Source organism: Nostoc paludosum FACHB-159, from assembly GCF_014698835.1.
In the GTDB taxonomy this organism is placed as follows: domain Bacteria; phylum Cyanobacteriota; class Cyanobacteriia; order Cyanobacteriales; family Nostocaceae; genus Nostoc; species Nostoc paludosum.
In genome coordinates, this window is record NZ_JACJTU010000017.1 from 53,918 (window position 1) to 78,161 (window position 24,244).

General features: G+C 41.2%; 19 protein-coding genes and 1 pseudogene. 13 read left to right on the forward strand and 7 right to left on the reverse strand.

Annotated features, from left to right (window positions below; genetic code table 11):
• The first annotated feature begins 314 nt into the window (after positions 1-314).
• On the forward strand, positions 315-1,931 hold the full coding sequence (locus H6H03_RS18520) for an ArnT family glycosyltransferase (RefSeq protein WP_190956566.1): 1,617 nt from the start codon (positions 315-317) through the stop codon (positions 1,929-1,931).
• A 702-nt stretch (positions 1,932-2,633) separates the two neighbouring features.
• Here H6H03_RS18520 and H6H03_RS18525 read toward each other — a convergent pair.
• A complete protein-coding gene (locus H6H03_RS18525; RefSeq protein ID WP_190956567.1) occupies positions 2,634-3,017 on the reverse strand; it encodes a hypothetical protein in 384 nt (127 codons plus the stop codon).
• A 548-nt stretch (positions 3,018-3,565) separates the two neighbouring features.
• Between H6H03_RS18525 and H6H03_RS18530 the strand changes: the two genes are divergently transcribed.
• Positions 3,566-5,470, forward strand: a complete 1,905-nt coding sequence (locus tag H6H03_RS18530) for a chloride channel protein (protein WP_190956568.1) — start codon at positions 3,566-3,568, stop codon at positions 5,468-5,470.
• A 229-nt stretch (positions 5,471-5,699) separates the two neighbouring features.
• Here the strand turns inward: H6H03_RS18530 and H6H03_RS18535 are convergent, their stop codons facing one another.
• Entirely contained in the window at positions 5,700-6,113 is a 414-nt protein-coding gene (locus H6H03_RS18535) for an AbrB family transcriptional regulator (RefSeq protein WP_096539146.1), read from the reverse strand.
• A gap of 493 nt (positions 6,114-6,606) precedes the next feature.
• On the opposite strand from H6H03_RS18535, the gene H6H03_RS18540 reads away from it, so the two are divergent.
• From H6H03_RS18540 to H6H03_RS18555, 4 genes are all read left to right on the forward strand, one after another.
• A complete protein-coding gene (locus tag H6H03_RS18540) occupies positions 6,607-7,050 on the forward strand; it encodes an Rrf2 family transcriptional regulator (RefSeq protein ID WP_190956569.1) in 444 nt (147 codons plus the stop codon).
• Positions 7,051-7,121: 71 nt separating this feature from the next.
• Positions 7,122-8,105 carry an adenosylcobinamide-phosphate synthase CbiB gene (gene cbiB / locus H6H03_RS18545; RefSeq protein WP_190956570.1) on the forward strand — a complete coding sequence of 328 codons (984 nt, stop codon included), beginning with the start codon at positions 7,122-7,124 and terminating at the stop codon, positions 8,103-8,105.
• Positions 8,106-8,230: 125 nt separating this feature from the next.
• On the forward strand, positions 8,231-8,767 hold the full coding sequence (pyrR, locus tag H6H03_RS18550; RefSeq protein WP_190956571.1) for a bifunctional pyr operon transcriptional regulator/uracil phosphoribosyltransferase PyrR: 537 nt from the start codon (positions 8,231-8,233) through the stop codon (positions 8,765-8,767).
• A 64-nt stretch (positions 8,768-8,831) separates the two neighbouring features.
• Complete coding sequence (locus H6H03_RS18555) at positions 8,832-9,551, forward strand: tetratricopeptide repeat protein (protein WP_190956572.1); 720 nt, start codon at positions 8,832-8,834, stop codon at positions 9,549-9,551.
• 94 nt (positions 9,552-9,645) lie between these two features.
• Here H6H03_RS18555 and H6H03_RS18560 read toward each other — a convergent pair whose 3' ends face one another.
• The 4 genes from H6H03_RS18560 to H6H03_RS18575 all read right to left on the reverse strand — a co-directional run bounded on the left by H6H03_RS18560 (position 9,646) and on the right by H6H03_RS18575 (position 16,154).
• On the reverse strand, positions 9,646-10,029 hold the full coding sequence (locus tag H6H03_RS18560) for a nuclear transport factor 2 family protein (RefSeq protein ID WP_190956573.1): 384 nt from the start codon (positions 10,027-10,029) through the stop codon (positions 9,646-9,648).
• A gap of 115 nt (positions 10,030-10,144) precedes the next feature.
• Positions 10,145-12,034, reverse strand: a complete 1,890-nt coding sequence (locus H6H03_RS18565) for a hybrid sensor histidine kinase/response regulator (protein WP_190956574.1) — start codon at positions 12,032-12,034, stop codon at positions 10,145-10,147.
• Positions 12,000-12,497: a response regulator gene (locus H6H03_RS18570; protein ID WP_190956575.1), complete on the reverse strand. Its 498-nt coding sequence runs from the start codon at positions 12,495-12,497 to the stop codon at positions 12,000-12,002. Before H6H03_RS18570 ends, H6H03_RS18565 begins: the two co-directional genes overlap by 35 nt.
• Positions 12,498-12,803: 306 nt before the next feature.
• Entirely contained in the window at positions 12,804-16,154 is a 3,351-nt protein-coding gene (locus tag H6H03_RS18575) for a PAS domain-containing protein (RefSeq protein ID WP_190956576.1), read from the reverse strand.
• A 975-nt stretch (positions 16,155-17,129) separates the two neighbouring features.
• Between H6H03_RS18575 and H6H03_RS18580 the strand changes: the two genes are divergently transcribed.
• The 6 genes and pseudogenes from H6H03_RS18580 (at position 17,130) to H6H03_RS18605 (ending at position 22,033) form a co-directional block, all read left to right on the forward strand.
• Positions 17,130-18,374, forward strand: a complete 1,245-nt coding sequence (locus H6H03_RS18580) for a DUF4912 domain-containing protein (protein ID WP_190956577.1) — start codon at positions 17,130-17,132, stop codon at positions 18,372-18,374.
• Between the two features lie 83 nt (positions 18,375-18,457).
• Complete coding sequence (locus H6H03_RS18585; RefSeq protein ID WP_190956646.1) at positions 18,458-19,384, forward strand: phosphodiester glycosidase family protein; 927 nt, start codon at positions 18,458-18,460, stop codon at positions 19,382-19,384.
• A 120-nt stretch (positions 19,385-19,504) separates the two neighbouring features.
• Positions 19,505-20,293: pseudogene (locus H6H03_RS18590) on the forward strand (Rpn family recombination-promoting nuclease/putative transposase).
• Positions 20,294-20,341: 48 nt separating this feature from the next.
• The gene (locus H6H03_RS18595) at positions 20,342-20,902 is read left to right on the forward strand and encodes a hypothetical protein (protein ID WP_190956578.1); all 561 of its coding nucleotides are present in this window, start codon (positions 20,342-20,344) and stop codon (positions 20,900-20,902) included.
• Between the two features lie 219 nt (positions 20,903-21,121).
• The gene (locus H6H03_RS18600) at positions 21,122-21,508 is read left to right on the forward strand and encodes a DUF2358 domain-containing protein (RefSeq protein WP_190956579.1); all 387 of its coding nucleotides are present in this window, start codon (positions 21,122-21,124) and stop codon (positions 21,506-21,508) included.
• Between the two features lie 243 nt (positions 21,509-21,751).
• Positions 21,752-22,033, forward strand: coding sequence for a hypothetical protein (locus H6H03_RS18605; RefSeq protein WP_190956580.1), 282 nt, complete (start codon positions 21,752-21,754; stop codon positions 22,031-22,033).
• 116 nt (positions 22,034-22,149) lie between these two features.
• Here H6H03_RS18605 and H6H03_RS18610 read toward each other — a convergent pair whose 3' ends face one another.
• Positions 22,150-22,758, reverse strand: coding sequence for a hypothetical protein (locus tag H6H03_RS18610; RefSeq protein WP_190956581.1), 609 nt, complete (start codon positions 22,756-22,758; stop codon positions 22,150-22,152).
• 193 nt (positions 22,759-22,951) lie between these two features.
• Between H6H03_RS18610 and H6H03_RS18615 the strand changes: the two genes are divergently transcribed.
• A complete protein-coding gene (locus H6H03_RS18615) occupies positions 22,952-24,130 on the forward strand; it encodes a TRC40/GET3/ArsA family transport-energizing ATPase (RefSeq protein WP_190956582.1) in 1,179 nt (392 codons plus the stop codon).
• Positions 24,131-24,244: the final 114 nt, after the last annotated feature.

Below are 24,244 nucleotides of genomic sequence, written 5' to 3' on the forward strand. Positions count from 1 at the left end.
CTACTATGTAATCTTCTCATACTAGTAGTAACAAAAAACTGAATAAAATATTAGACAATGTAGATTTATTTACAGGATATACCAAAATAATAAAGCCAATTTTTATACGTCTTATTTTTATCATTTATCTATAAAAATGATCGTTAAATAATTCAGATAATTTTCCCGGAAAAATAGTACTAATTAAAGAAAGTTGAGTTAACCTTGGAAACTAGCAATAGTTAAGAACAGACGTTGTTACTGGGTGACAACATTGGAGATTCGCTTTGGTCTCTATGTAATCAAACCAGCAAGTAAAATGATTACCAGAGAATATGCAAGAAGGAAGCTTTATTTGGGGTCATCTAGAAAAACAGCATCGCACAGTCGGCAGATGGGTTGATTGGGTATGGCTTGTCGTGTTGCTGTTAGCGGCAGTGTTACTGTTTAGCGTCAATCTAGGAGGATTACCTCTACGAGATTGGGATGAAGGTACCGTGGCACAAGTCGCCAGGGAAATTTGGCACGCACCAGCAGGCTCAATGCGCTGGCTTTACCCAACGCTAGGAGGCGAACCATACCATAACAAGCCGCCCTTAATGCATTTGCTAATTGCTTGGGCTTATTCTCTAGGAGGTGAAAATGAATTCACTACGCGGGTTCCTGGAGCAATTTTAACATCAAGCTCAGTACCTTTACTGTATTGTATTGGTCGGGAATTATTTCGCCAACGTTGGGCAGCTATTTATAGTGCCTTGATTTATCTAACAATGCTACCCGTGGTGCGTCATGGACGGTTGGCGATGTTAGATGGCGCGGTGGTGAGTTTTTTGATGGTGATGATGTTGTGCGTATTGCGATCGCGCCGCGATTTACGTTATTGCCTTGGTGTTGGCATCGGTTTTGGCTTAATTTGTCTGACTCAAGGATTGGTTGGCATATTGCTAGGTGCGATCGCGATCGTATTCTTATTTTGGGATACACCACGATTACTCACCTGTTACTATCTCTGGATAGCCATCTTAATCGGCATTTTACCTGTGGTTGGTTGGTACGGCGCCCAACTAATTCACTATGGTTATACCTTCGCCGAAGTTGGTCTTGTAAATTCATCGACCCGAATTGGTACAGTTGCACAGATGAATTTTGAACCACCTTGGTACTATATCATTGAACTTTTTAAGTACACATGGCCGTGGTTATTATTCTTACCGCAAACTGTACGTCTAACTTGGGAAAATCGCAACCTTAGCTGGGCAAAACTAGTACTGGCGTGGAGTGGTGTTTATCTACTGGTAATTTCCTTGATGATTACCAAACTTCCCTGGTATGTATTCCCGATTTATCCCAGCTTAGCCTTAGCTTTTGGTATCCAGTTAGCAGAGACAGAAAATTTGCCTTTAGTGTCATCCTATCCCCGTACTTGGGTAGCAGGTTTGGCGATTTTGGCCGTATTCGCTTCTGCGGGCAGCATTTATTTTAGTTGGGGTACAACACCGAAAACCGACTTACAACTAATTTTTGCAGCAGTAGCTTTAACAATGACCTTAGCATCTATTTTGGCAGAGCGAGGCGACGGGCAATTTCTGAAGATTTTGTTCTGGGGAAGTTATATTTCGCTGCTACTGTTAATGAAATCGAATTATTGGGTTTGGGAGTTATCTGAGGCTTATCCAGTTAAACCAGTAGCCGCGATGATCCTGCGGGCAAATCCAGCGACGCAGAAGATTTATACATCTTTTCCCTACTCTCGTCCCTCGTTGGATTATTACAGCGATCGCACCATTATTCCTGCTTCTGTTGGCGAACTGCAATATTATTGGCACTACAACGGCCAACCCTACTTCCTGCTTCATGCATCTGTTCTCAATAATCTGCAACTAGAGTCAATCAAGCTAATTGACCAAGCTGAAGGTTGGAAATTAGTTACTAAAGATACAAATCGTTTATAGATTTGGGCATTGGGGAAAGAGGAGGCAGGAGGCAGGCTTCGCCGTGAGTTTCGACAAGCTCAACTTCCGCGTCAGCCGAACGGAGGCAGAAGGCAGAAGTTCTTTAATGCAAGAATTTTGAATTGATTTGTCTCCCCATATCCCTCATACCCTATTGCCCCATTCCCCTATTTTGAGAAAATGATGAACTCCGTAATCTTGCGGTTTTGTCTGCAAGATGAATTTTTTTTGTACCTATGCTCAACAAATTTCCCCATCTAAATTTTTTACATGAATTGCCAAGAATTTGGGAGATATTCGACACAAATACATAGCAGACGATCCCAGAGTCATGGGATTTATTTATTAGTATGCAGTTCCACTACAGTGGACAAATGCTGCTCCAGTTAACACCACCAACTCAGCAACCATCGTTGAGTGTTTACTTGAAGGCGATCGGATACAAAGGTTGGATTATACCTTAATGCCTCCTGCCTCCTGCCTCCTGCCTCTTGCCTCTTGCCTCCTGCCTCCTGCCTCCTGCCTCCCGCCTCCTGCCTCTTCCCTACTTCATAACTTTTCACTAATAATTTAGTAGCGTTATATATAAAACAGTGTTCTATTTCTTGGAAAAATATAGAACACTGTTTTACATAAATATTATTGATTGCAAAATTAGAAAGATTAAAGTAAGATCTGATTCATCATATGGAAAAGACCAAATTATGGCGATTTTTCCTGTGGTTTTTTAATTTGTTCTGTAGGAAGCACTTGGCGATCGGAACTCGTGGTTTCTTGAGTGATAGCAATCATACTAAAAAAAATTGCACTTCCTACAGCAAACGCCACCATAGGACGCTTAAGTAGGACAAAATCCCTGACAATCCTAGCCAAAGGTCGGCTTTGACGGCGCAGCGCCGAAGACACCATCATTTGTCTCCAAGTAAACGGATCGCGGACATAATGACCGCTTTGGCAAACTACTAGCCGTTCTTGGCAATAGGGACAACAAAACAAGCCAATACGCGTTTTAATTGGTTTGGGTGTGGCATTTCTTTGGCAAATCGGGCAAGTAACATAATGATTATCAAACGTGTGTATATTCATTTACTCGCTCTATAAGAATAGCTATATTGAATTGGGGTCAACGAAGAGGACAAGGAGAAGGTGAGACAGGGATAAGCACAGACAAAGGCAGATAGTTATCTTATAGGTTTTGTCTCGTTGTTTCCTTATCTAGCACTCCTATGACTTCTAAGTATATTTTTACATCAATGCTGAATCACACATACATTCTATTACTACCAAGGATGGCTCAATGGTCGCAACACGAGTATAGCTAGATTTAGGCAAAAATGGCTTCTCATTAATGTTTCTGGCTCATAGAACTTCTGCTGTCTTTAGGGAAAATAGGGTTGACGTTGACTCCTACCCCATCAGCTGAGGCTAGCAAAAAGCGTAGGCATCGCTGACCCCTAAATAATTGTCTCCCATTTAACTATTTTCCCCACAAAAATTTTGCATAGTCACATTTTTTGCTATGGCTTTGTCAATCGAGTAAATAAAGTCTACTTGTCTGGTTGCTAAATAATGGCTCACAATGAGAAGTAACAGATAAAAATTTAAATTTTTTCTTACATTTACCCCGCCTCTCAATGACTCTCTTGCCTCCCACTCAACTGAGGAAGGTAACGGAACAACCTGCCTTTCCCACACCTTCTGCCCGCTTAGCTCACCTAATAAACCGTTTTCAACCATCCCCAGAAACCGTTGTGCTCTTTTTAGCCATGTTAATTGGCGGTGGCACTGGTATGGGTGTAGTCACCTTTCACTATTTGATCGAGCTGATCCACCATTTAATGCTAGAAAATTTCATGGGTCAGATCGGTGTCTGGGGTGCTTGGACTCTAGCTTGCGTTCCCACTCTTGGCGGATTAATCGTTGGTTTGATGCGCTGGCGTACTCAAGATTTCGGCCCTGGACTTTCATCTCTCATCGCCGCTTCTCAAGGAACAGAGATCAGGCGACCGCTAAGACCAGTTACCAAAATGTTAGCCGCATCTGTTTCTTTGGGAAGCGGTGCTTCTTTAGGGCCAGAAGGGCCCAGTGTAGAAATTGGTGCAAATTTTGGTATGTTGTTGTCTGTGATCCTCAACGTATCTCAAGAACGACGACGTTTACTGTTGGGTGCTGGCGCTGCTGCTGGATTAGCCGCTGGGTTTAATGCTCCCATCGCTGGGGTATTTTTTGCCTTAGAGGTGGTGATGGGAGCTACATCCTTTGCTACTTCTGCTGTGAGTGTGGTGCTGCTGGCGGCGGTGGTAGCAGCTTTAATTGCTCAAATTGGTTTGGGGGCACAACCCGCTTTTGATTTACCTGCCTACCAAGTCCGCAGTCCCTTAGAATTACCCCTTTATCTTGGCTTGGGTTTAGGGGCTAGCTTAATTTCCCTTACTTATACTGAATCAATTCGTTTGGCTAAAGCTTGCTTTGCTGGCAAAGTACCGGGCTTTCAATTTCTAGGACGAATTCCTCAGCCAATTCATCCAATTATTGGCGGTGTTATTGTTGGCGCAGTGGCTTTGCACTTCCCGCAAATTTTGGGGGTTGGTTATGAAACTGTGGAAGCAATGCTTCAGGATGTCAAATTTTCACTGCACCTATTAGTTGTGCTGTTGGTGGTGAAATTAGTGATGACTGCAATTAGCGCTGGTAGCGGTTTTATCGGCGGCTTGTTTGCACCAGCGATGTTTTTAGGTGCTTCTTTTGGTTCGGCTTACGCCAAAATTTTAGCTGTGGTGTTCCCGACAATTTGTGACCAAATGGCAGCTCCTCCAGCTTATGCAATGGTAGGAATGGCGGCAATGTTGGCTGGGAGTGTCAGGGCACCATTAACGGCTATTTTAATGCTGTTTGAATTAACGCGGGACTACCGCATTGTTTTACCGTTGATGGCTGCTGTTGGTTTGAGTGTTTGGTTAGTAGAAAGGATTAAACCAACTTTTAACTCTAATTCCAATCTACAACAAATTGGTCTTTCGGAATTGAAAGATGAAAGAGCAGAAATTGTGCAGAAAATTTTGGTAGAAGATGCTATGCATCCCTATCCAAAAAAATTACCTGCAACTTTGAGTGTATTAGAAGCAGCTGTGGAAATGCTCCGCGATCGCACACGAAGTGCTTTAGTAGTCGATCAAGCAGACCAATTAATTGGTATCCTCTCTCTAGAAGACATTAACCGTGCCCTTGCTCTTTGGCAAACTTACCCAAATTCCTCAACTGAAATTTCAGATAATTTATCCAGTCAAACTCTCAAGGACATCTGTACTACTGAAATTATTTACGCATGGCAGGATGAACTATTATCTGAAGCTTTAGACCGCATGAGTTTGCGAGGTCTGCATCAACTACCAGTGATAGCACGAGACAAACCCGATCGCATTTTAGGTCTACTAGAAAAAGAGCAAATTGCATTAACGTGCAATTTAGCAGTTACTCGCAAAGCACTGCGACACTATTTACCAGTCTTACCAACAACAGATATAGTTATTAGTCATTAGTAGAGACGCGATTAATCGCGTCTGTACAATAGATTAGAGACGCGATTTGTCGCGTCTGTATAATAATTAGAGACGCGATTAGTCGTGTCTGTACAATAGTCATTGGTCATTGGTTTTCACAAATGACTAATGACAAAAGACAAAGTGCAAAGTCTGATGGTAAAAAACCTACCCTCAGAACTTTGTAACAGAGACAAATGACTATTGACAATTGACTAATGACTATTTATTAAGCCGTGGCTTCTAGAGCTTCATCCTCTTCCCGATCTTCTGGATCTACTTGTCTCAAACGAATGTGCTTCTTACCTAAAGTAATGAGAAACTCATCTCCTGGTTTGAGATTCATCTGTTTTGTATAAGCCGAACCTATAAGCAAGTTACCATTGGATTGCACGCTAATCCTATAGCTAGCACTACGTCCACCGCGACCATTAGCACTGGGTGTACTGTCTAACTGAATGCCTTCGGCATCGATTAGGGCATTTAAGAACTTCATCATATTGACGCGCTCTATACCATTTTTGGTAACGGTATAGTAGCCGCACTTTTTGGCTTTGTCTTCCTTGCTCTCGTTCTCTAGCTCTTTGACTTTTCTGAGCAGTTCTTCGCCGACTAGGGGTTCAATTTTTTTCTGTTTAGGCATCAACTTAGGTCGAAAACGAATGTTTGAAGTGTTTGAATCGATTTTATTTTAGCTGAGGTTGAGCTAATAGGAAGATAATCCTTTAGTTTTTATCTCAACATAGCCAAGTATATTACACTAAAAGCCAGAATTGTTATGCGATTACCAAATATTTTCCCAACAATTTATTTTATAGAATGCTGGCAATGCTGATAACTATATATATGTAGTTTGTGAATTACTGCTAAACTATATTTGTTTAAGTTTTCTAAACTAACCATCAAAAGGTTGACTAGTTGCTGAAAATCATAACTGAGTCAGACAATGATAAGCAAAACTGATCCTTAGTCATTAGTCATTGGCCTAAATAAATGACAAATGACTAATGACAAAGGGCAAATTCACTAGCAGGGATTTCCGGCACTCAGAACTTTGTAACAGAGGATAAAGCGTAAAATCTGAGGGTAGGTTTACGACCATCAGAACTTTGTAACAGAGCACAAAGCTTACCACAATGAAACTAACTACCAGAGGACATTACAGTGTGAAGGCGTTGCTAGATTTGAGTTTACAGCCAAAATATGGCCCTGTATCTGTAAAAGCGATCGCCAAACGTCAAGATATCCCAGCTCCTTACCTCGAAAAACTACTAATAGAAATGCGTCGCGCTGGGTTAGTGAATTCAATTCGTGGTAGCATCGGCGGATACCAATTGGCAAAAGAACCTATACAAATATCTATAGGACAAATTTTAGAAGCAGTGGGCGAGAGCATTACTCATTTACCCTATGGCACTCCAGTACCTACACAAGCTGAAGATTGGGTAACATTTACCCTTTGGCAAAGACTTAATCAAAAGCTCAAAGAAGCTTTGTACAGTATTACTCTGGCAGACCTTTATTACGATGCTCGTAGTTGGCAAGCTTCCCTTGGAGAAGAAGCTAGTTTTGTGGTTTAGTCATTGAGAGATGGGGAGACGCGGGGACACGGGGACGCACACAAAAACAAATGACTAACGACTAACGACTAATGACATCCGCTGTTGTTTTAATCATTGCGGCATTTTTAGATTACTTAATTGGCGATCCTTGGGGTTGGCCTCATCCCGTGCAATTTATGGGGTGGGTAATTTCTCGATTAACCAAATTATTTCTGCAACTATGTCAAAATTCTCTAACACAACGTCTAGCTGGAATTTTACTAGGCATTATCGTCATAATTGGTAGCGGTGTTGTTGGTTTTTTCCTGATTGAAAGTGTCAAATGGGTGCATCCGTTGTTGGGAATTGCTTTAGAAAGTATTCTTTTGGCTAGTTGTTTTGCTGGGAGGAGTTTGCGAACAGCAGCAGTAGCTGTTTTACAACCTTTAACGGCAGGAGATTTAGAACAAGCGCGTAAGATTTTAAGTAATTATGTTGGTCGAGATACACAAAATCTTTCAGAAGCAGAAATTTTGCGAGCTATTTTAGAAACAGTCACCGAAAATGCTACTGATGGGGTAATGGCTCCACTTTTTTATGGAATTATTGGTGGCTTTATGCCATTTGTGGGGCCAATTCCGTTAGCTTTAGCATATAAAGCCAGCAGTACTCTTGATTCAATGGTAGGTTATCGGGAAGCACCTTATACTTATTTGGGATGGTTTAGTGCCAAGTTGGAAGATTGTTTAACTTGGTTACCTTGTCGGTTAACAGTTATTACCCTTGCGGTGTTATCGGGGAGGGCGATGCATGTTTGGCGAATTTGTAGCCGGGATGCAATTAACGATCCTAGTCCCAATTCTGGTTGGAGTGAGTGCGCCTACGCTGCGATTTTAGGTGTACAAATGGGTGGTAAAAATTGGTATCGTGGGGTAGCTAAACACAAACCATTGCTAGGAGATGCTATTTATCCCATCACCCCGAATTCTATTTATAATGCTTTGCAACTGACTCGATATTGTTTTTTACTATGGTTAGGGATAGCGATCGCTATCATCTTAATTAGGGCATGGGGCATGGGGCATAGGGCATAGGGTATGGGGAAGAGTGGGAGGGTTGGGAAGCTTTTTCATAATCTCCCAACACTCCCCCATCTCCTCATCTCTTCATCCTCATGCCCAATGCCCAATGCCCAATGCCCTATTCCCCAAAGATAACTATGTCTGCAAAAGTAGTTGAGATCCTTTCATCAGAAGAAATTCGCCGTACTTTGACTCGCCTTGCGTCTCAAATTGTGGAAAGGTCGCGTGATTTATCCCAATTGGTGCTTCTGGGTATATATACTAGGGGTGCGTTATTAGCCCAATTGTTGGCACGTCAGATTGAGACACTTGAAGGTGTAGCGGTTTCCGTTGGCGCTTTGGATATTACATTTTATCGAGATGACCTTGACAAAATTGGTTTGCGAACTCCTGCCAAGACTGATATTCCTTTTGACTTGACGGGGAAAACTGTTGTACTCGTGGATGATGTGATTTTCAAAGGACGGACAATTCGCGCTGCTTTGAATGCTGTAAATGAATACGGAAGGCCAGAGGTAATTCGTTTGGCTGTGTTGGTGGACAGGGGTCATCGTGAGTTACCAATTCACCCAGATTTTATTGGTAAGCAGTTACCTACCGCTAAAGAAGAAATTGTCAAAGTTTACTTACAAGATTGTGATGGAAGAGATGCAGTAGAGTTGATGGGAGATTAGGTATTGGGCATGGGGCATGGGGCATGGGGCATGGAACTACAGTAGTCAACTTAAGCCCAGGTGAATGGAATTCGCGGCTACACAAACAAAGCCCACAATTGAAGCTAAGCCAAAGCAGGTAGAAGTAGGGGAATACACATTGCCTTTCACCCGTTTAATTTTGCAGCTAGCGGAGAAACACCAAGAAATTCAATCTTCCCTGTTGAGTTTTAGCTGGAATTTAATCAACTTAAAACGCTATCAAGATGCGCTACGTTGCTTAAACAAAGCTCTTACTTTCACACCTGATTCCTCTGATATTTGTTTTGCCAAAGGCTATGCGCTAGTTGATTTGGGAAGATTAGAAGAAGCGATCGCTTCTTTTGACCAAGCCCTGAATCTCAAACCGGACGACCACCAAGCTTGGAACAACAGGGGCAATGCGCTATTTAATTTGGGAAGATTAGAAGATGCGATCGCCTCTTATGACCAAGCTACCAAAATCAAACCCGACGACCACGAAGCTTGGTACAACCGGGGCAATGCGCTAGATGATTTGGGAAGATTAGAAGAAGCGATCGCCTCTTATGACCAAGCTACCAAAATCAAACCCGACAAAGACAATGCTTGGTACAACAAAGCTTGCTGTTATAGTTTGCTGGGGAATATCGATTTAGCAATAGAGAATTTGCAACAAGCTATCAACCTAAATCCTGAATGGCGAGAGATAGCAAAAACTGACGCTGATTTTGACAATATTCGAGAAGATCCGCAGTTTCAAGATTTGATTAGTCACTTGTACTGAGCGGAGTCGTTGGCGCAGCCTCTCGTAGAGAAGTATTAGTCATTGGGTATGGGGCATTGGTTATTTCTCCCCCTGCCTCCCCATCTTCCCACACTCACCGCAAAATCGGACTCCCGTGATGATGAATTAAATACCACTTTCCACCGAGAAACTGAAATACATTTGTCGCGGTTGATTGTGCTTCCAGTCTTCTCGAACCTACGACTTGAAACACATTTTCTATCAGCACAACATAAGCGATATTATCAGTTACTTCTGTAGCAATTACTTCTGTGCTGATTTCAATATAAGCAGTGTTTTTAAATATCTGCTCCCAAGAGGTGCGAATCTCTTTCCAACCCCGCAATACTCTACTTCCCGGATGAATACAAAAACTACCAGTTCCCTGTGAACAGATTGCACTCATCGCCTCAATATCTTTTCTTTCAAAAGCGCGATAAAAAGCTGTATTAGCGGCTAAAACTTCATCTTTGGTCATGGAGAATGGGGAGTGGGGAATCACTAAATTATATAGGACTACGATTTAATTTTTGAAAAAACTCAGTACAATTTGAAAGGACTGATTCCCTATTGCCTATTCCCTACTCCCATTCCTAACTCTTTTTAACTGTACTAATAGTTTGTAATAATTGATTAGCTGTATAAGGTTTAGACAAAAAGGCTTTGATTCCTATGTCATAAGCGGCATCAACTTTATCTGTTGAACTCAGTCCACTGACAGCGATAATTTTAACATCTGGGTTAATTTTTCGCAGGGTGCGGATGGTAGTTAGTCCATCCATAGATGGCATAAGCATATCAGTTAATACAAGAGATATTTTATCTCGGTGTTCTGCATATAAGGCTATAGCTTCAATGCCATCGCTGGCTGTAATTGCTTTATAATTATGGCTTTCTAGAGATGTTTTTGTCACATCTCGAATAGCTGCTTCATCATCTACAACTAAAATTAATTCTCCTTGACCTGGAGGTAATTCTTGGTGTTGTTCTTCTATAGTCTCCATTGCATCTTGGGCTGGCAAATATACCTGAAATTGGCTGCCTTTTCTGTCTTCACTGTATACGTTGATAAAACCGCCGTGGCTTTTAATAATACCCAGTACTGTAGACAAACCAAGACCAGTGCCTTTGCCAACTTCTTTAGTAGTAAAAAATGGCTCAAATATCCGATCTAATATTTCTGGTTTAATCCCAATTCCCCCATCAGCAACAGTAATCACAACGTGATGACCAACTTTAGCATCAATATGCATTTTGGTAAAATTTTCATCAATGAAAAGGTTTTCGGCAGAGATTTTTAAAGCTCCACCATTTGGCATCGCGTCACGAGCATTGACACACAAATTCATCAGTACTTGATGCAGCTGGGTAGCATCGCCAGATACAGTCCACAGATTTGGAGAAATTTGGGTAAAAACTTCTATGGATTTGGGAAAAGTTTCTTTAATAATTTGCTGAATTTCTATTATTAAATGCTTTAATTGTAAAACTGTGCGATCGCCTTCCAACCCACGAGTAAAAGATAATACTTGCTTTACCAGGTTTGCCCCCCGTTTAGCGTTAGTAATTAATATTGGCAGCAGTCGCCGAGAACGCTCATCATTTAGTTGTGCCTCTAATAGCTGCGCTGTCATCAAAATCGGCGCTAGAACGTTATTCAAATCGTGGGCAATACCACTGGCTAAGGTGCCAATACTTTCTAATCGCTGGGCGCGGAGAAATTGGGCTTCTAGTTGTTTTTTCTGTGTAATATCAGTATTTACAACGAGGATAGTTTCTGTTTTTTTACTGAATTCTCGCACCAATGTCCAACGGCTTTCAACAATAATTTCTTTACCTGATTTTGTTATTTGATGTAATTCTCCTTCCCAAGAACCATTTTTCATTAAAATACTGAGTGCTTCTTGAACTTGAGGTAGCTGTTTTTCCTGCCAGAGAATTCGTGTCTTTTTATTGATGGCTTCTTCTTTTTTCCAACCGTACAGTTGCTGGGCAGCATTGTTCCAAAATAAAATTTTATCGTCTAAATCGCGGACAAAAATTGCATCGGTAGCAACATCTAGTAAAGCAGCTTGTTCGCGAATTTTCTGTTCTGTTTGTTTGCGTTCAATGGCGTAGCGGATGGAACGCTCTAACAAAGGTGCTGTTAATTGGCTTTTTTCCAAATAATCTGCGGCTCCGGCTTTCATGGCTTCTAGGTCAATTTCCCAATCGCCCTGACCGGTGAGTAAAATTATTGGAGAACAACAGCCGTTGGTAATGGCTTCGCGCAATAGTTCTAGTCCATTGTGCGGCCCTAAACGGTAGTCTACAAGATAAATATCATGTTGGTGTAGAGCGATCGCACTCCTGGCTGCTTCATAATTATCCACCCATTGCAGTTCGCACTTTGCCGCCTGGAATTCACTGAACCAATAACGAGTCAAAATATAATCATCTTCATCATCATCAACGAACAGAACTTTGATGGGGCTGGTGTCCATTTTTGTCTCCCATTGCTTCTGTTGGCAATTTCACAATTTCAAACCAGTATTTTCCTAGAGTTTTCATTACCTCTACTAAAGAAGCAAAAGTCACTGGCTTAATGATGAACGAGTTTGCACCCAAATTGTAGGTATTAAATATATCTTCTTGAGCGCTTGAAGTTGACAGTATAACAACAGGAATTTGCCGCAGTTGTGGGTCAGTTTTTATTTCTTTGAGTGCCTCAAAACCGTCTTTTTTCGGCATATTCAAATCTAATAAAATCAACCCTGGATGCGGTTTCCCGCTGTTGCTAGCATATAGACCACGGTGGTATAAATAATCCATCAGGTCTTCACCATTGGTAACGATGTACAGTTCAATTGGCAATTGACTTTCTGCCAATGCCTCGCGAACTAACATTCTGTCGTCTTCGTCATCATCAGCCATTAAAATTGTGACGTTTGTTTCTCGACCGTTCACTATGCATCGTCTCCTTTGCATTGGTTTATTAGTATGAATCAAGTTGTTAACTTGGCACAGATGGCAACTCGCACATTGACAAAAATAAACAAATATGCAATCTATATATTGATATATGAAAGCTTCATTTTTTGACAACAAATCATATATTGCAGTGTTAGTCTAAAACCGGAAACAACAGAATCTTATTAATAGTTAACATAGTACTTAATCTATACAATCAATAAGTCCGAAAAATTAGAGGTCACAATTGTACAATTAAGCTAATTTTTGGGTCTGGTCTTAATCCCTCTCCGGGAATAAAAATTAAGGGACGCAATCAACTGATAATGTGACAAAAAACTTCGATCCTTTACCTGGTATGCTTTGAGCTGCGATCGCTCCATGATGACGCTCAGTAATTTTCCGACAGATAGCTAAACCGATACCAGTGCCTTCGTATTCAGTATTAGTGTGTAAACGTTGAAAAACGTTGAAAATGCGATCGAGATACTTTTCTTCAAAACCAATACCATTATCTTCTATAACTATTTCGCAAACGTCAGAACTGTTACACAGTTTATTTGTTTGATTGTTTAAAATGCTGCCATAAATTTTAATTACAGGCGGTACTTCTGGGCGGTGGAATTTTAGGGCATTACCGATGAGATTTTGCAGCAATTGGCGCATTTGTACGGGATCGGCTTTAATCGTGGGTAACTCTCCAATTTCCACAGTTGCCCCAGTTTGCTGGACATAGATTTCTAAATCAGACAATACTTCTTGGGCGATCTTTGCTAGATTTACCGATACAAAAGGCTGGGCCCTGGTAGTAACCCGTGAAAGTGTCAGCAAGTCTTCAATTAATGTCTGCATTCTGTTAGCAGCATTTTGCATCCGTTCTAAGTAATCGCGTCCCTGTTCGGTCAAGATGTCGCCGTAGGTAACTTTGAGGCGATCGCCAAAGGTTTTAATCTTACGCAGTGGTTCTTGCAAATCGTGGGAGGCGACAAATGCAAATTGCTGCAATTCTTGATTGGAACGGGCGAGTTCTTGCCGTTGGCGAATTTCTTGTTCTAAAATTTGGCTCTGAGCTAAGGCAATACCGATTTGATCTGCTAGTTGTTGTAAAAATTCAATTTCCCAGCTAGTCCACTGACGGGGATGGGCGCACTGATGGGCAATCAACAGCCCCCAGAGTTCATTTTTCAGTAAAATCGGGACTACAAGATTGGCTTTGATGGCGAATCGTTGCAGCAATTCCATGTAGCAAGGTTGAATATCAGCTTCCTTGATGTCCCTAATGGAACTAATTCCCCCTTGGCGGTAATGCTCAACGTAATTGTCACGAAAGCAAGAGTCAGTAATTTCCTGCCCCATAACAATAGGCAAACCGGGAACTACTGATTCTTGAACTGCCACAAAAGAACCATTTGGCTGTAGGCGCAAGATTAATACCCGATCGGCAAGCAGTAGCTTTTGCACCTCTATGACGCTGGTTTGAAGAATTTCATCGATTTGTAAGGATTGACGAATTTTGAGGGTGATATTAGCAAACAGTTGCGATCGCATATTTTGGCGTTGTAATTCTGCTTGCACACGGTTGCGTTCGTGCAGGGCGGCTTGGCGTTCGGTAATATCCATCATTGCCCCCATAATTCGCACTGGCTTACCTGTCCGATCGTGGATAACGTAACCGCGATCGAACACGTAGGCATAGGAACCGTTACTGCGGCGAAAGCGGTATTCATTTGACCAGAATTTTTCACCGCTATCGATTAGAGCACGCACTTGCTTAGCGATTCTCTGCCTATCGTATGGATGGATGTGTTCGCTCCACCAATCAGCGGTAAAACTTATGTTCTCTAGGGAGTAACCAAACAGTGTTTGTAAAGCTTGATTCCACCACACCTTATTAGTCAGCAAATCCCAGTCCCATAACAGATCGTTGGTAGCACGAGCGACTATTTGGAAACGTTCTTCGCTTTTATGCAATTGTTCTTCTGCTAATTTACGTTCGGTGATATCCGTATGACAACTAGTCATCCGCACTACATTTCCATCTTCGTCCCAGACTGCCTGACCGCGATTCAAAAACCATTTGTAAGTGCCATCTTTACACTGAATTCGATGCTCGCTAATGAAAAACGGAGTAATCTGGGCAAAATGATCGGCGATCGCTTGTCTGACTAATGCCCTATCATCTGGATGCACTCGTGTTGCCCACTCATCTAAATCATCAGAAATTTCGTCTTCTTCATAACCAAGCATTTCCTTCCAACGAGTTGAAAAAAATACTTGATTATTTTGAACGTTCCAGTCCCAAATACCATCATTAGTACCCCGCACCACTAACTGACAGCGTTCTTGGCTTGCTTTGAGGGCGTTTTCCACCCGTTGACACTCAATGGCAGCCGCGAGAACATTAGCAACAGATTGGAGAACATAAACTTCATCTTTGGTAAAAGTCTGGTGTCTGGTTGTGTGTGCCCCTAAGACACCGAAAGGACGCTCTCTGCCATGAATCACCACGCTAATTCCGCTCACTACTTGATGGTCGAATAGCAGTTGTGGCCCATTAAATCGCGTTTCGGTTCGCAGATCGTTGACAATTACCGGGCCGCTAGAAAGCAGTGTATAGCCAGCTTGGGAATTCATCAAAGCGCTGACGGTGGCCTTCCCCACCAAACCAGGCTGCCAACCTACTCCAGCCCTCAGCAGTAATGCATTACCATTTGGCAGTAGTTCTAAAACTTTACAATACTCAACTTTTAAGCATTGGGCGACAATACTCACACATAAGTTCATCAGTGTAGTTAAGTCTGTACCAGCTAGGGCTATTTGACTGAGTTCTGCCACCATTGCTTGCTGGTTAGCATGAACTTCCAGCGCTTCCTCTGCTTGCTTGCGCTTGGTGATATCTACTTCTATTGCAGACATTCCCACAGCCACACCTAAGGCATCCCGGCAGACAACTCCTTTGCTTGCTAAATAGCGAATGCTACCATCGAGCAAAATGACTCGAAATTCGATGTCATATTCTATCCCATTTTTAATAGCTTGCTGGTGCGATCGCCTGACAATATCGCGGTCTTGGGGATGAATGCGGTTAACAAAAGCATCATAGGTGTTGTTAAAACTGCCTTTTTCCCAACCAAAAGCTGTTTCTAGGTTACCTGAATAACTAATTTCGTTAGTTAGAAGATCCCAGTTCCAAATGCTCATACCAGCAGACTCTAATGCTAATCTCAGCTGTGCTTCCCGCACTTGTGCTTGGGCAGTTTGCTGTTGAAATTGCTGTTTAGTACGATGAGCTTCTAGAAGACGGCGCAATCTTTGACGTAATATCGGCCATTGAATTGGCTTAGTAATAAAATCAGTTGCACCCACAGCAAAAGCTTTTTCCACCGATGCCGGATCGTCAAATGCCGTAACTATTAACATCGGTGTCTCTTTGCCATCGGAGAGTGCTTGCAGTTGAGCGCAGCAGCTAAAACCATCCATTTCTGGCATCATGGCATCCAACAGGACTATATCTGGGTCTAGGCGAGTATAGGTAGCGATCGCCTCTAAACCGTTACTCGCTTCTACCACCTGATACCCTGCTTCTTTCAATAGCTCACACAGATACCTTCGCATTAAATGGTCGTCGTCTACAACCAGAATCAGGTTAGTCATTTGTCTTTGTTATTTGTCAAACAATTTTCAGAGATGCTTTTGGCGAATTAGAGTTCACATTCTAGGATTTTTTAACATATGTTGAGACGTTGCAATTGCAACGTCTCAACGAACCATTTTGTGGATAAACAGGGGTGTTACCGCCCATTCGCCAGCCGCATCCTCCGGGAAGTTCGAGAGATGTAATACCATTTCACAAAAATCTTGATACATATACATTTTCTGTGTAGCCCACAGCTTTGCTACCCTACCAAGGTATTTGTATCAACCTGAAAGTGAAACAGTATAAGAGTGTAAAAAAGAACAGGAAACTATAACTAAGTAATACGCATATTGCAGTGTAACACCTTACTAAAGCGCACGAGTAATCGGACAAGTCTATTCCAATTAGTAGAGGACTCACACCCCTTGATTTTGTTAGAAGAAAACAGGTTGTTTCTCCCTGTTTTCCATTGCCTTCTTGTTGAAAACACGGCCTAGACCTTATTGTACTGAGTATAATTATTAATTTTTGTATCTGCTACTCTTCCAATCCCCCCTCCCCACTCAAAAGCCCTTAGTGTATTGGGTTTTGAGCTAACTGGAACCTCATGTCATGAAATTATGACTTTTTGACCGAGAAATCCAATGGGTTTCACAAATATGTCATAGAACCATAACATTACGATCCCACAAGGGCTGATAAATTCGTGGAATAGGCAAAAAATCTATTCAAACCCCTTGATCCCTAGATATGCTTAGTGGTTAATATTGACTTAACAAATACAGCTCCTGCGATCCCAAAGAAATGCTAATTTCGGCATAGCTAAAGGAATTGATAGGAAACGACTTCAATTTAAAAAAGACTAAAAATTTAAAAACTGGGCAAAACCAGGAGTCAGGAATAAGAAATTCATCTGGAGTGGATGACATTTTATATCGCATTCTTTAACCAGGGGAAATCATTTACCGCATAAACTACTGGAGGCCAAATTAATGGCAAAAGAACGCCCGCCACTAGAGGAGATGACCTTACGGCAACTACGTAAAGTTGCCAGCGAATATAGCATCTCTCGCTATAGCCGAATGCGTAAATCCCAACTGCTGGCATCAATTCAAGAAGTCCAGCGCAGCAAAATTTCGCTCAGTCCATCTCGTTCATTGGAGGCACAAGAAACCGTGGAAGCAGCTAAGTTTGAATTAGGTCAGGAAGATCGAACCGGTGGATCTCTTGCTGATGTTGATGAAGGACTCCCAGATCTGCCCTCTGGTTATGGTGAAAGCCGGATTGTACTCTTACCCCGCGATCCTCAATGGGCTTACACCTACTGGGATGTTCCCAATGAACATAAAGAAGAACTGCGCCGCCAAGGTGGACAACAGCTGGCACTGCGGATTTATGACGTTACCGACATCAATATCGATTTTCAAAGTCCCCACAGCATCCAAGAATATCCTGCTGACGAACTAGCAAGAGAATGGTATTTACCAATTCCAGTCAGCGATCGCGATTATGTCATTGATATCGGCTATCGTGCTGCTGATGGTCGTTGGTTGGTACTCGCTCGTTCTGCGAGAGTACATATTCCTCCCGTATATCCTTCTGACTGGATTGAAGATGTCTTCATCACCGTCAGCTTTGAAGAAGATTTACGCGGCAAAACTCAGTACGAACTCGTTCCACCCGCCAAGAAAGTGGCAACAGCTGGTGCAAATGGCGGTGGCAACCCCATTTACGACCAAATCTTTGGCATGGCGGAATCTGCCGAAGCACAACGCGTTGCTGGTTCTCTGTTTGGCTCTATGCAACAAGCTGGTTCAGTACGCCCCGAACAAGCCATCAGTTCCTACATTTTCCCCTCTGGTGTAGGTATGTGGGCAGTTCCCACCACTTCCGGTTTAACCATGTCCGGTGTGGGAATGTCGGGTGTTGGCTTCTCAGCTTCCGCCGTACCAGTGCGTCCGCGCAAGTTCTGGCTAATAGCCGATGCTGAATTGATTGTTTACGGTGCAACTGAACCCGATGCTACCGTAACCATTGGCGGCCGTCCAATTAAACTCAATCCAGATGGTACATTCCGCTTCCAGATGTCCTTCCAAGACGGTTTAATTGACTATCCAATTTTGGCTGTGGCTGCTGATGGCGAGCAAACTCGCTCAATTCACATGAATTTCAATCGTGAAACACCATCCCGGAACACTAACACCAAAGAAGAAGCCGTTTTAGAGTGGCTCCCTTAAGCTTTAGTTTTCTGATTAACTCCAGACTGAAATTTTAAATTATCCCCGCTATAGTAATTCTGTAGCGGGTTTTTTGTATGATTATGTCTAAAAAAAATTTACTTTTGTTATTTATGGCGATCGCTGCTTTAACCTTATTACCAGGTTGTCAAAAAATTGCAGCTAATTCAGTTCCAAAAGCCTCTAAAATTTGTCCTGGCAAAAATCCCAAATTCAGTATTGATTTTTTCAAAACTAATAATCAAGGACAAAAAAATTCCAAAGGTATTAACCACGTAATTATTTTTAATCCTAAATCACCAGAATTAGATTTTAAAGTTAATCTTGGTTTATCTCATAAACTCTACGCTAAAGATACCCAAGGAAAATTACGAAAAGAATATGTACCAAAACAATTTCGCGAACTCATAGTTGGTGATAACGCTAAATTAAATGGACAGCTACCCATTGCTGCAATTAACGCCGACTATATAGATACCGCCGATAAACCACAAGGTTTAAATATTTCTCGTGGCGTAGAATATTCCGGAGAATTTAAAAATAAACGTTCTTCCTTTGGGATATCAGGAGGTTCGCCCACACAACGGCAAGCCACTATCCAAGCTGGTAGAAGAAATAGCAATGTTCTCAATTACAATTTAGTCGGAGGTAATGGCAGATTTTATCGCCAGGGTAAATTTAAAGATATTTGTCAAGATTTGGGAGAATTTGCTTGTAAAAGTGCAACAAATCGGTCTATGGCAGCTATTACTAATCAAGGATATGTAATATTATTGGTGAATGATGCGAAAGCTAATTCCGATATTGAACTATCTCAAAATAATCAAGAGTTACTACCAGATACCTTTGATAATGTTTTGCAAGGCATTGCTAAGAATAACTGTTTAGGAAAAATTCAAGAAGGAATTTTATTTGATGGAGGTATGTCTCCAGGGTTGTATTACAACCAAAAAATCTATGTAGAAAATTATGGGCCGATTGGTTCAGTTTTTTTGATTTATAAAAAATAAATTATTCAATTTTGTAGGGTGGGCATCTTGCCCGCCCGCGATCCCAGGCGGGCAAGATGCCCACCCCACAAGAAATAGTTGGATATTTTTCGATTTTGAAGTCGCTAACTAATAATAACAGTGAAAACTGACACTATCTTTTATAGCCTATTTCAGGCATTTCCTAGCATCTTTTTTGAACTGATTAACCAGTCGCCAGCAGAAGCAATTGCCTATAAATTTACTTCCTGCGAAGTTAAACAACTTGCCTTTCGCTTAGATGGTTTGTTTTTACCAATTACCAATGATGGAGAAAAACCTCTTTATATAGTCGAAGTTCAGTTTCAGCCCGATGATGATTTATATTACCGTTTGTTTGCTGAACTATTCCTCTACTTGCGGCAATAAAAACCCCTTCATCCTTGGCAAGTTGTAATTATCTATCCAACTCGCAGTATCGAAAGAGAACAGACGTTGCAGTTTAGTGAAATGCTAGCTCTCAATAGAGTTAGACGCATTTATTTAGATGAGTTAAGCCAAACAGCAGAAGCCTCAGTTGGGGTTGGTGTTGTTAAGCTTGTTATTGAGGCTGAGGAAACAGCACCAGAGGTAGCAAAACGCTTAATTGAGCAAGCTAAGCAACAGATAACTGATGAAGTTACCCAGCGCGACCTCATCAATTTAATTGAGACAATTATTGTCTACAAACTACCACAAAAGAGCCGCGAGGAGATTGAAGCAATGTTAGGTTTAAGTGAGTTAAAGCAGACTAAAGTTTATCAAGAAGCTTTAGAAGAAGGTAAACAGCAAGGTAAGTTAGAAGCAATACCACGGATGATAAAATTTGGGTTGAGCTTAGAAGCGATAGCTCAATTATTAAATTTACCCTTGGAAGTAGTACAGCAAGCAGCAGAGAGTGTTAACGAATAAGCTGATGCCTAGATTTGCTAATTTATAGCCTAGCTTTAAAAAACACATATGACACCTGAAGAAATTACGGCTACCCTAACAGAATTATTTGGCACAAATGTTAATGCAACTTCTCCTGGTTCTTGGGAAGTAAACACTTATAGTTTTCAACTCTTAGTACTACTGTCTAAAGATAATACTTGGCTGCGAGTTTTGCTACCAATATTACCATTACAAGAAGCCCAACCTTTTTTAGCAGAGTTTTTGTCAGCTAACTTTGATGAAACCCAGGAAGTGCGGTATGCTTTGCATGATGGGCAAATTTGGGCAGTGTTTCACCATAACATTACCACTTTGGTAAAAGTGGATTTTGAAAGAGCGATCGCTCGACTAGTTTCTCTACATGAGATAGGTATAGATAATGCCTTCAATAGATTAGTTGAAAGCCGCATCCGCCAAGTTATCAAAGCAGCAAAACTACAAGGACAATCTTTGCAAGCTACCATCCAAAACTTAGAACGCTTTTATGCAGAAGGAATTATGGGTGAAATCGACCAAACCGCCCAAGCGCAAGAACAAACCCTAGCTGCTTGGCGGCGTCAGTTAGAACGCTTATGGGATGAGGTCTAAATTTGAAGAAGAATTCAGAATTCAGAATTCAGAATTGATGAAAATTCTACTCATAAAGCGATAGAGTTTTAATAAGAAAGGATATTTAATACTAGTTTCGCCCATCAAGAGCATTAGCATAGCAGTACAAGTCCGGTTTTAAAGCAATATTCGCCAAAGAGTCGCACAAAATTCATTCTGAATTCTGACTCCTGAGTTCTGAGTTATTATTAAGAAATTATGGATATCATTGAAATCCTCAAAGAAGACTATCAAAGATTCCCAGCCAATCAAACTTATAGCATTTATGCTCCAGATGTTTATTTTCAAGACCCATTGAATAAATTTCGGGGAGTTAAACGCTACAAAGGAATGATTAATTTTATTCAAACTTGGTTTTTAAATCCCAAAATGGATTTACATAATATCCAATGTTTAGGAAACACAATTAAAACAGAGTGGACACTGAGTTGGAATACCCCTATCCCTTGGAAGCCACGTATTTCTATCCCTGGTTGGAGTGAATTAACTCTCAATTCTGATGGTTTAATTATCTCTCATATCGATTATTGGAACTGTTCGCGCCTAGACGTAGTGAAACAGCATTTTTTATCTTCAAAAAATTAGACATCTGGCGAAAATGAATGTAGAGACGTAGCAGTGCTATGTCTCTACAAGGGTTCTGGATAACGTATATTTAATTTCAGTACACCATCTAGGTCTGGTAACTAGACCCAAGAGCCTATTCTAGTTGGTGAATTCTGACTTGGAGAATCCACCAATTCTGCTGTAAATATTGAGTTTAGCGATCGCTCTATTCAACCTACAAATTATGATGAATAATAAATTGATCTTCAAAGTGCGATCGCAATGACTGATAAAGAACTCAAACATCTAATTGAGAGTAATGCTAAAACAGTCCAAGCTATGTTGGATGAAATCAGTGAAGCCCGACGGGAACGCCAAGAACTCCGAGAAGGAATGATCCAACTTCAGAATGCAGTGGCACAATTAACCAACATACAAGATAAGATAGCTAATTTACTAATTGCTGTCGATGGCGATCGCCCCACAATTCTCAAAAAACTTTCAGCAATTGAAACAAAGCTCGATCTGCTATTACAGCAAAACTCAACAGATGAGTTAGGTTAAATGCAGCAGATATTAGGTTAGTAAACTACACAACCTCAGTTTCACAACCAAGCATAAAGCTTATTTTTCTTCTGGCTTGTGAATTCTCCTTGAGTGCATCTACTTAGTAAGAAAGCTTACTCCAAAATTCCCACCAAAATCTTGACTATCTCTGCCAAATCATCAGGCAAAGTATAAGATGTTATATCCCGTGTAATGGTACGTAAATTCTGCTCCAAAGTTCCAAACACCCAAACATCTCCCATTGTTACAGCACCATACACTATATTTGGAGCATCTTCCAGCATGGATAATGCAATCATTTCTACTGCTAACTGCGTAAATCCTCGTGTCAGGTCATCGCGTTTTGCTTCAACCACAACTAAGTTGTGTTCCGATTGAATGAAATAATCTAGATTCCCTTGGAGTAAATTATTTACCTTTAAGGGATACTCAATTCGCAACAGTCGCTTACAAGTAACCGCTACTCGACTTAACACGGGCGCAACCAAAATTTCCCTTTTGGCAGTTTCGCTGCTCAGAGTAACGTAAGGAATAGTATCTTCAAGTTGTTGTCGAAGTTCATCGAGTCCCTCTAGTTGATTACTCGTGCTAGGAAGTTGTAAACGCTTACGGACAAAAGCATAGTCAAACTCTGCTAAAACTTCATCTGTATCACTGGAAAACTCAAAATATGAACGAAATGAATAATTCCCATCCGGTTGGAGAATTTTTGCTTTTGACATTACCGCCTCCTACCGTATTTCTCTAATCCACTACTATATAAATAGCAGTCAATATCGCAATATAGCTGGATTATTCCCCGTATTTATTATTGAACTGTTTGCACTTAAACGTGCTAAAGCAGCATTTATTTTCTTTAAACAGTCGATAATTGTAAATAAATGTAAAAAATCCTCAGGCAGGAAAGAAGCATCCATGCGTGTAATTTTAATGACTGGTAAAGGCGGCGTGGGTAAAACCTCCGTTGCTGCTGCAACTGGACTCCGTTGTGCAGAATTAGGCTATCAGACCTTGGTTTTAAGTACAGATCCCGCTCACTCCCTAGCAGACAGCTTTGACATGGAAATGGGACATGTACCCCGAAAAATTCGCCCAAATTTGTGGGGTGCAGAATTAGATGCACTGCAAGAATTAGAGGGAAACTGGGGTGCTGTGAAACGTTACATTACCCAAGTTTTACAAGCCAGGGGTTTAGAAGGGGTACAAGCGGAAGAATTGGCAATTTTACCAGGTATGGATGAGATTTTTGGCTTGGTAAGGATGAAACGCCACTACGATGAAGGCGAGTTTGATGTCTTAATTATTGACTCAGCCCCCACTGGCACAGCACTGCGCTTGCTGAGTTTACCAGAAGTCGGCGGTTGGTATATGCGCCGTTTTTACAAACCCTTTCAAAATATCTCGGTAGCACTTAGACCTTTGGTCGAGCCTTTTTTTAAACCAATTGCTGGTTTTTCGCTACCAGATAAAGAGGTAATGGATGCGCCTTATGAGTTTTACGAACAAATTGAAGCTCTGGAAAAAGTATTAACAGATAATACTCAAACCTCAGTGCGCCTTGTGACTAATCCCGAAAAGATGGTGATTAAAGAATCTCTCCGCGCCCATGCTTATTTGAGTTTATATAATGTTGCCACGGATTTAGTTGTGGCAAATCGCATCATTCCAAGTGAAGTAAAAGACCCATTCTTTCAACGTTGGAAAGAAAATCAGGAGCAGTATCGCCAGGAAATTCATGATAATTTCCATCCTTTACCAGTAAAAGAAGTTCCACTTTTTTCTGAGGAAATGTGCGGATTGGCGGCATTAGAACGTTTGAAGGAAACGCTTTATAAAGATGAAGATCCAACTCAAGTTTATTACAAAGAAACGACTATTCGAGTCGTACAAGAGCAAAATCAATACAGTTTAGAACTTTACTTACCTGGCATTCCTAAAAACCAGGTTCAACTGAGTAAAACTGGGGACGAATTGAATATTACTATTGGGAATCATCGGCGTAACTTAGTTTTGCCGCAAGCCTTAGCAGCACTACAACCAGCAGGAGCAAAGATGGAAAATGATTATCTAAAAATTAGCTTTGCACCAATGTAAGATTTTAATTTTGTTGAGACGTAAACGTTCAACAAAAACTTTCAACTAAAAAGCAAACATCTTTTCTAATATCGTAAACAGACGCAATTTTACTTGCGTCTTTTTTTAATTTTT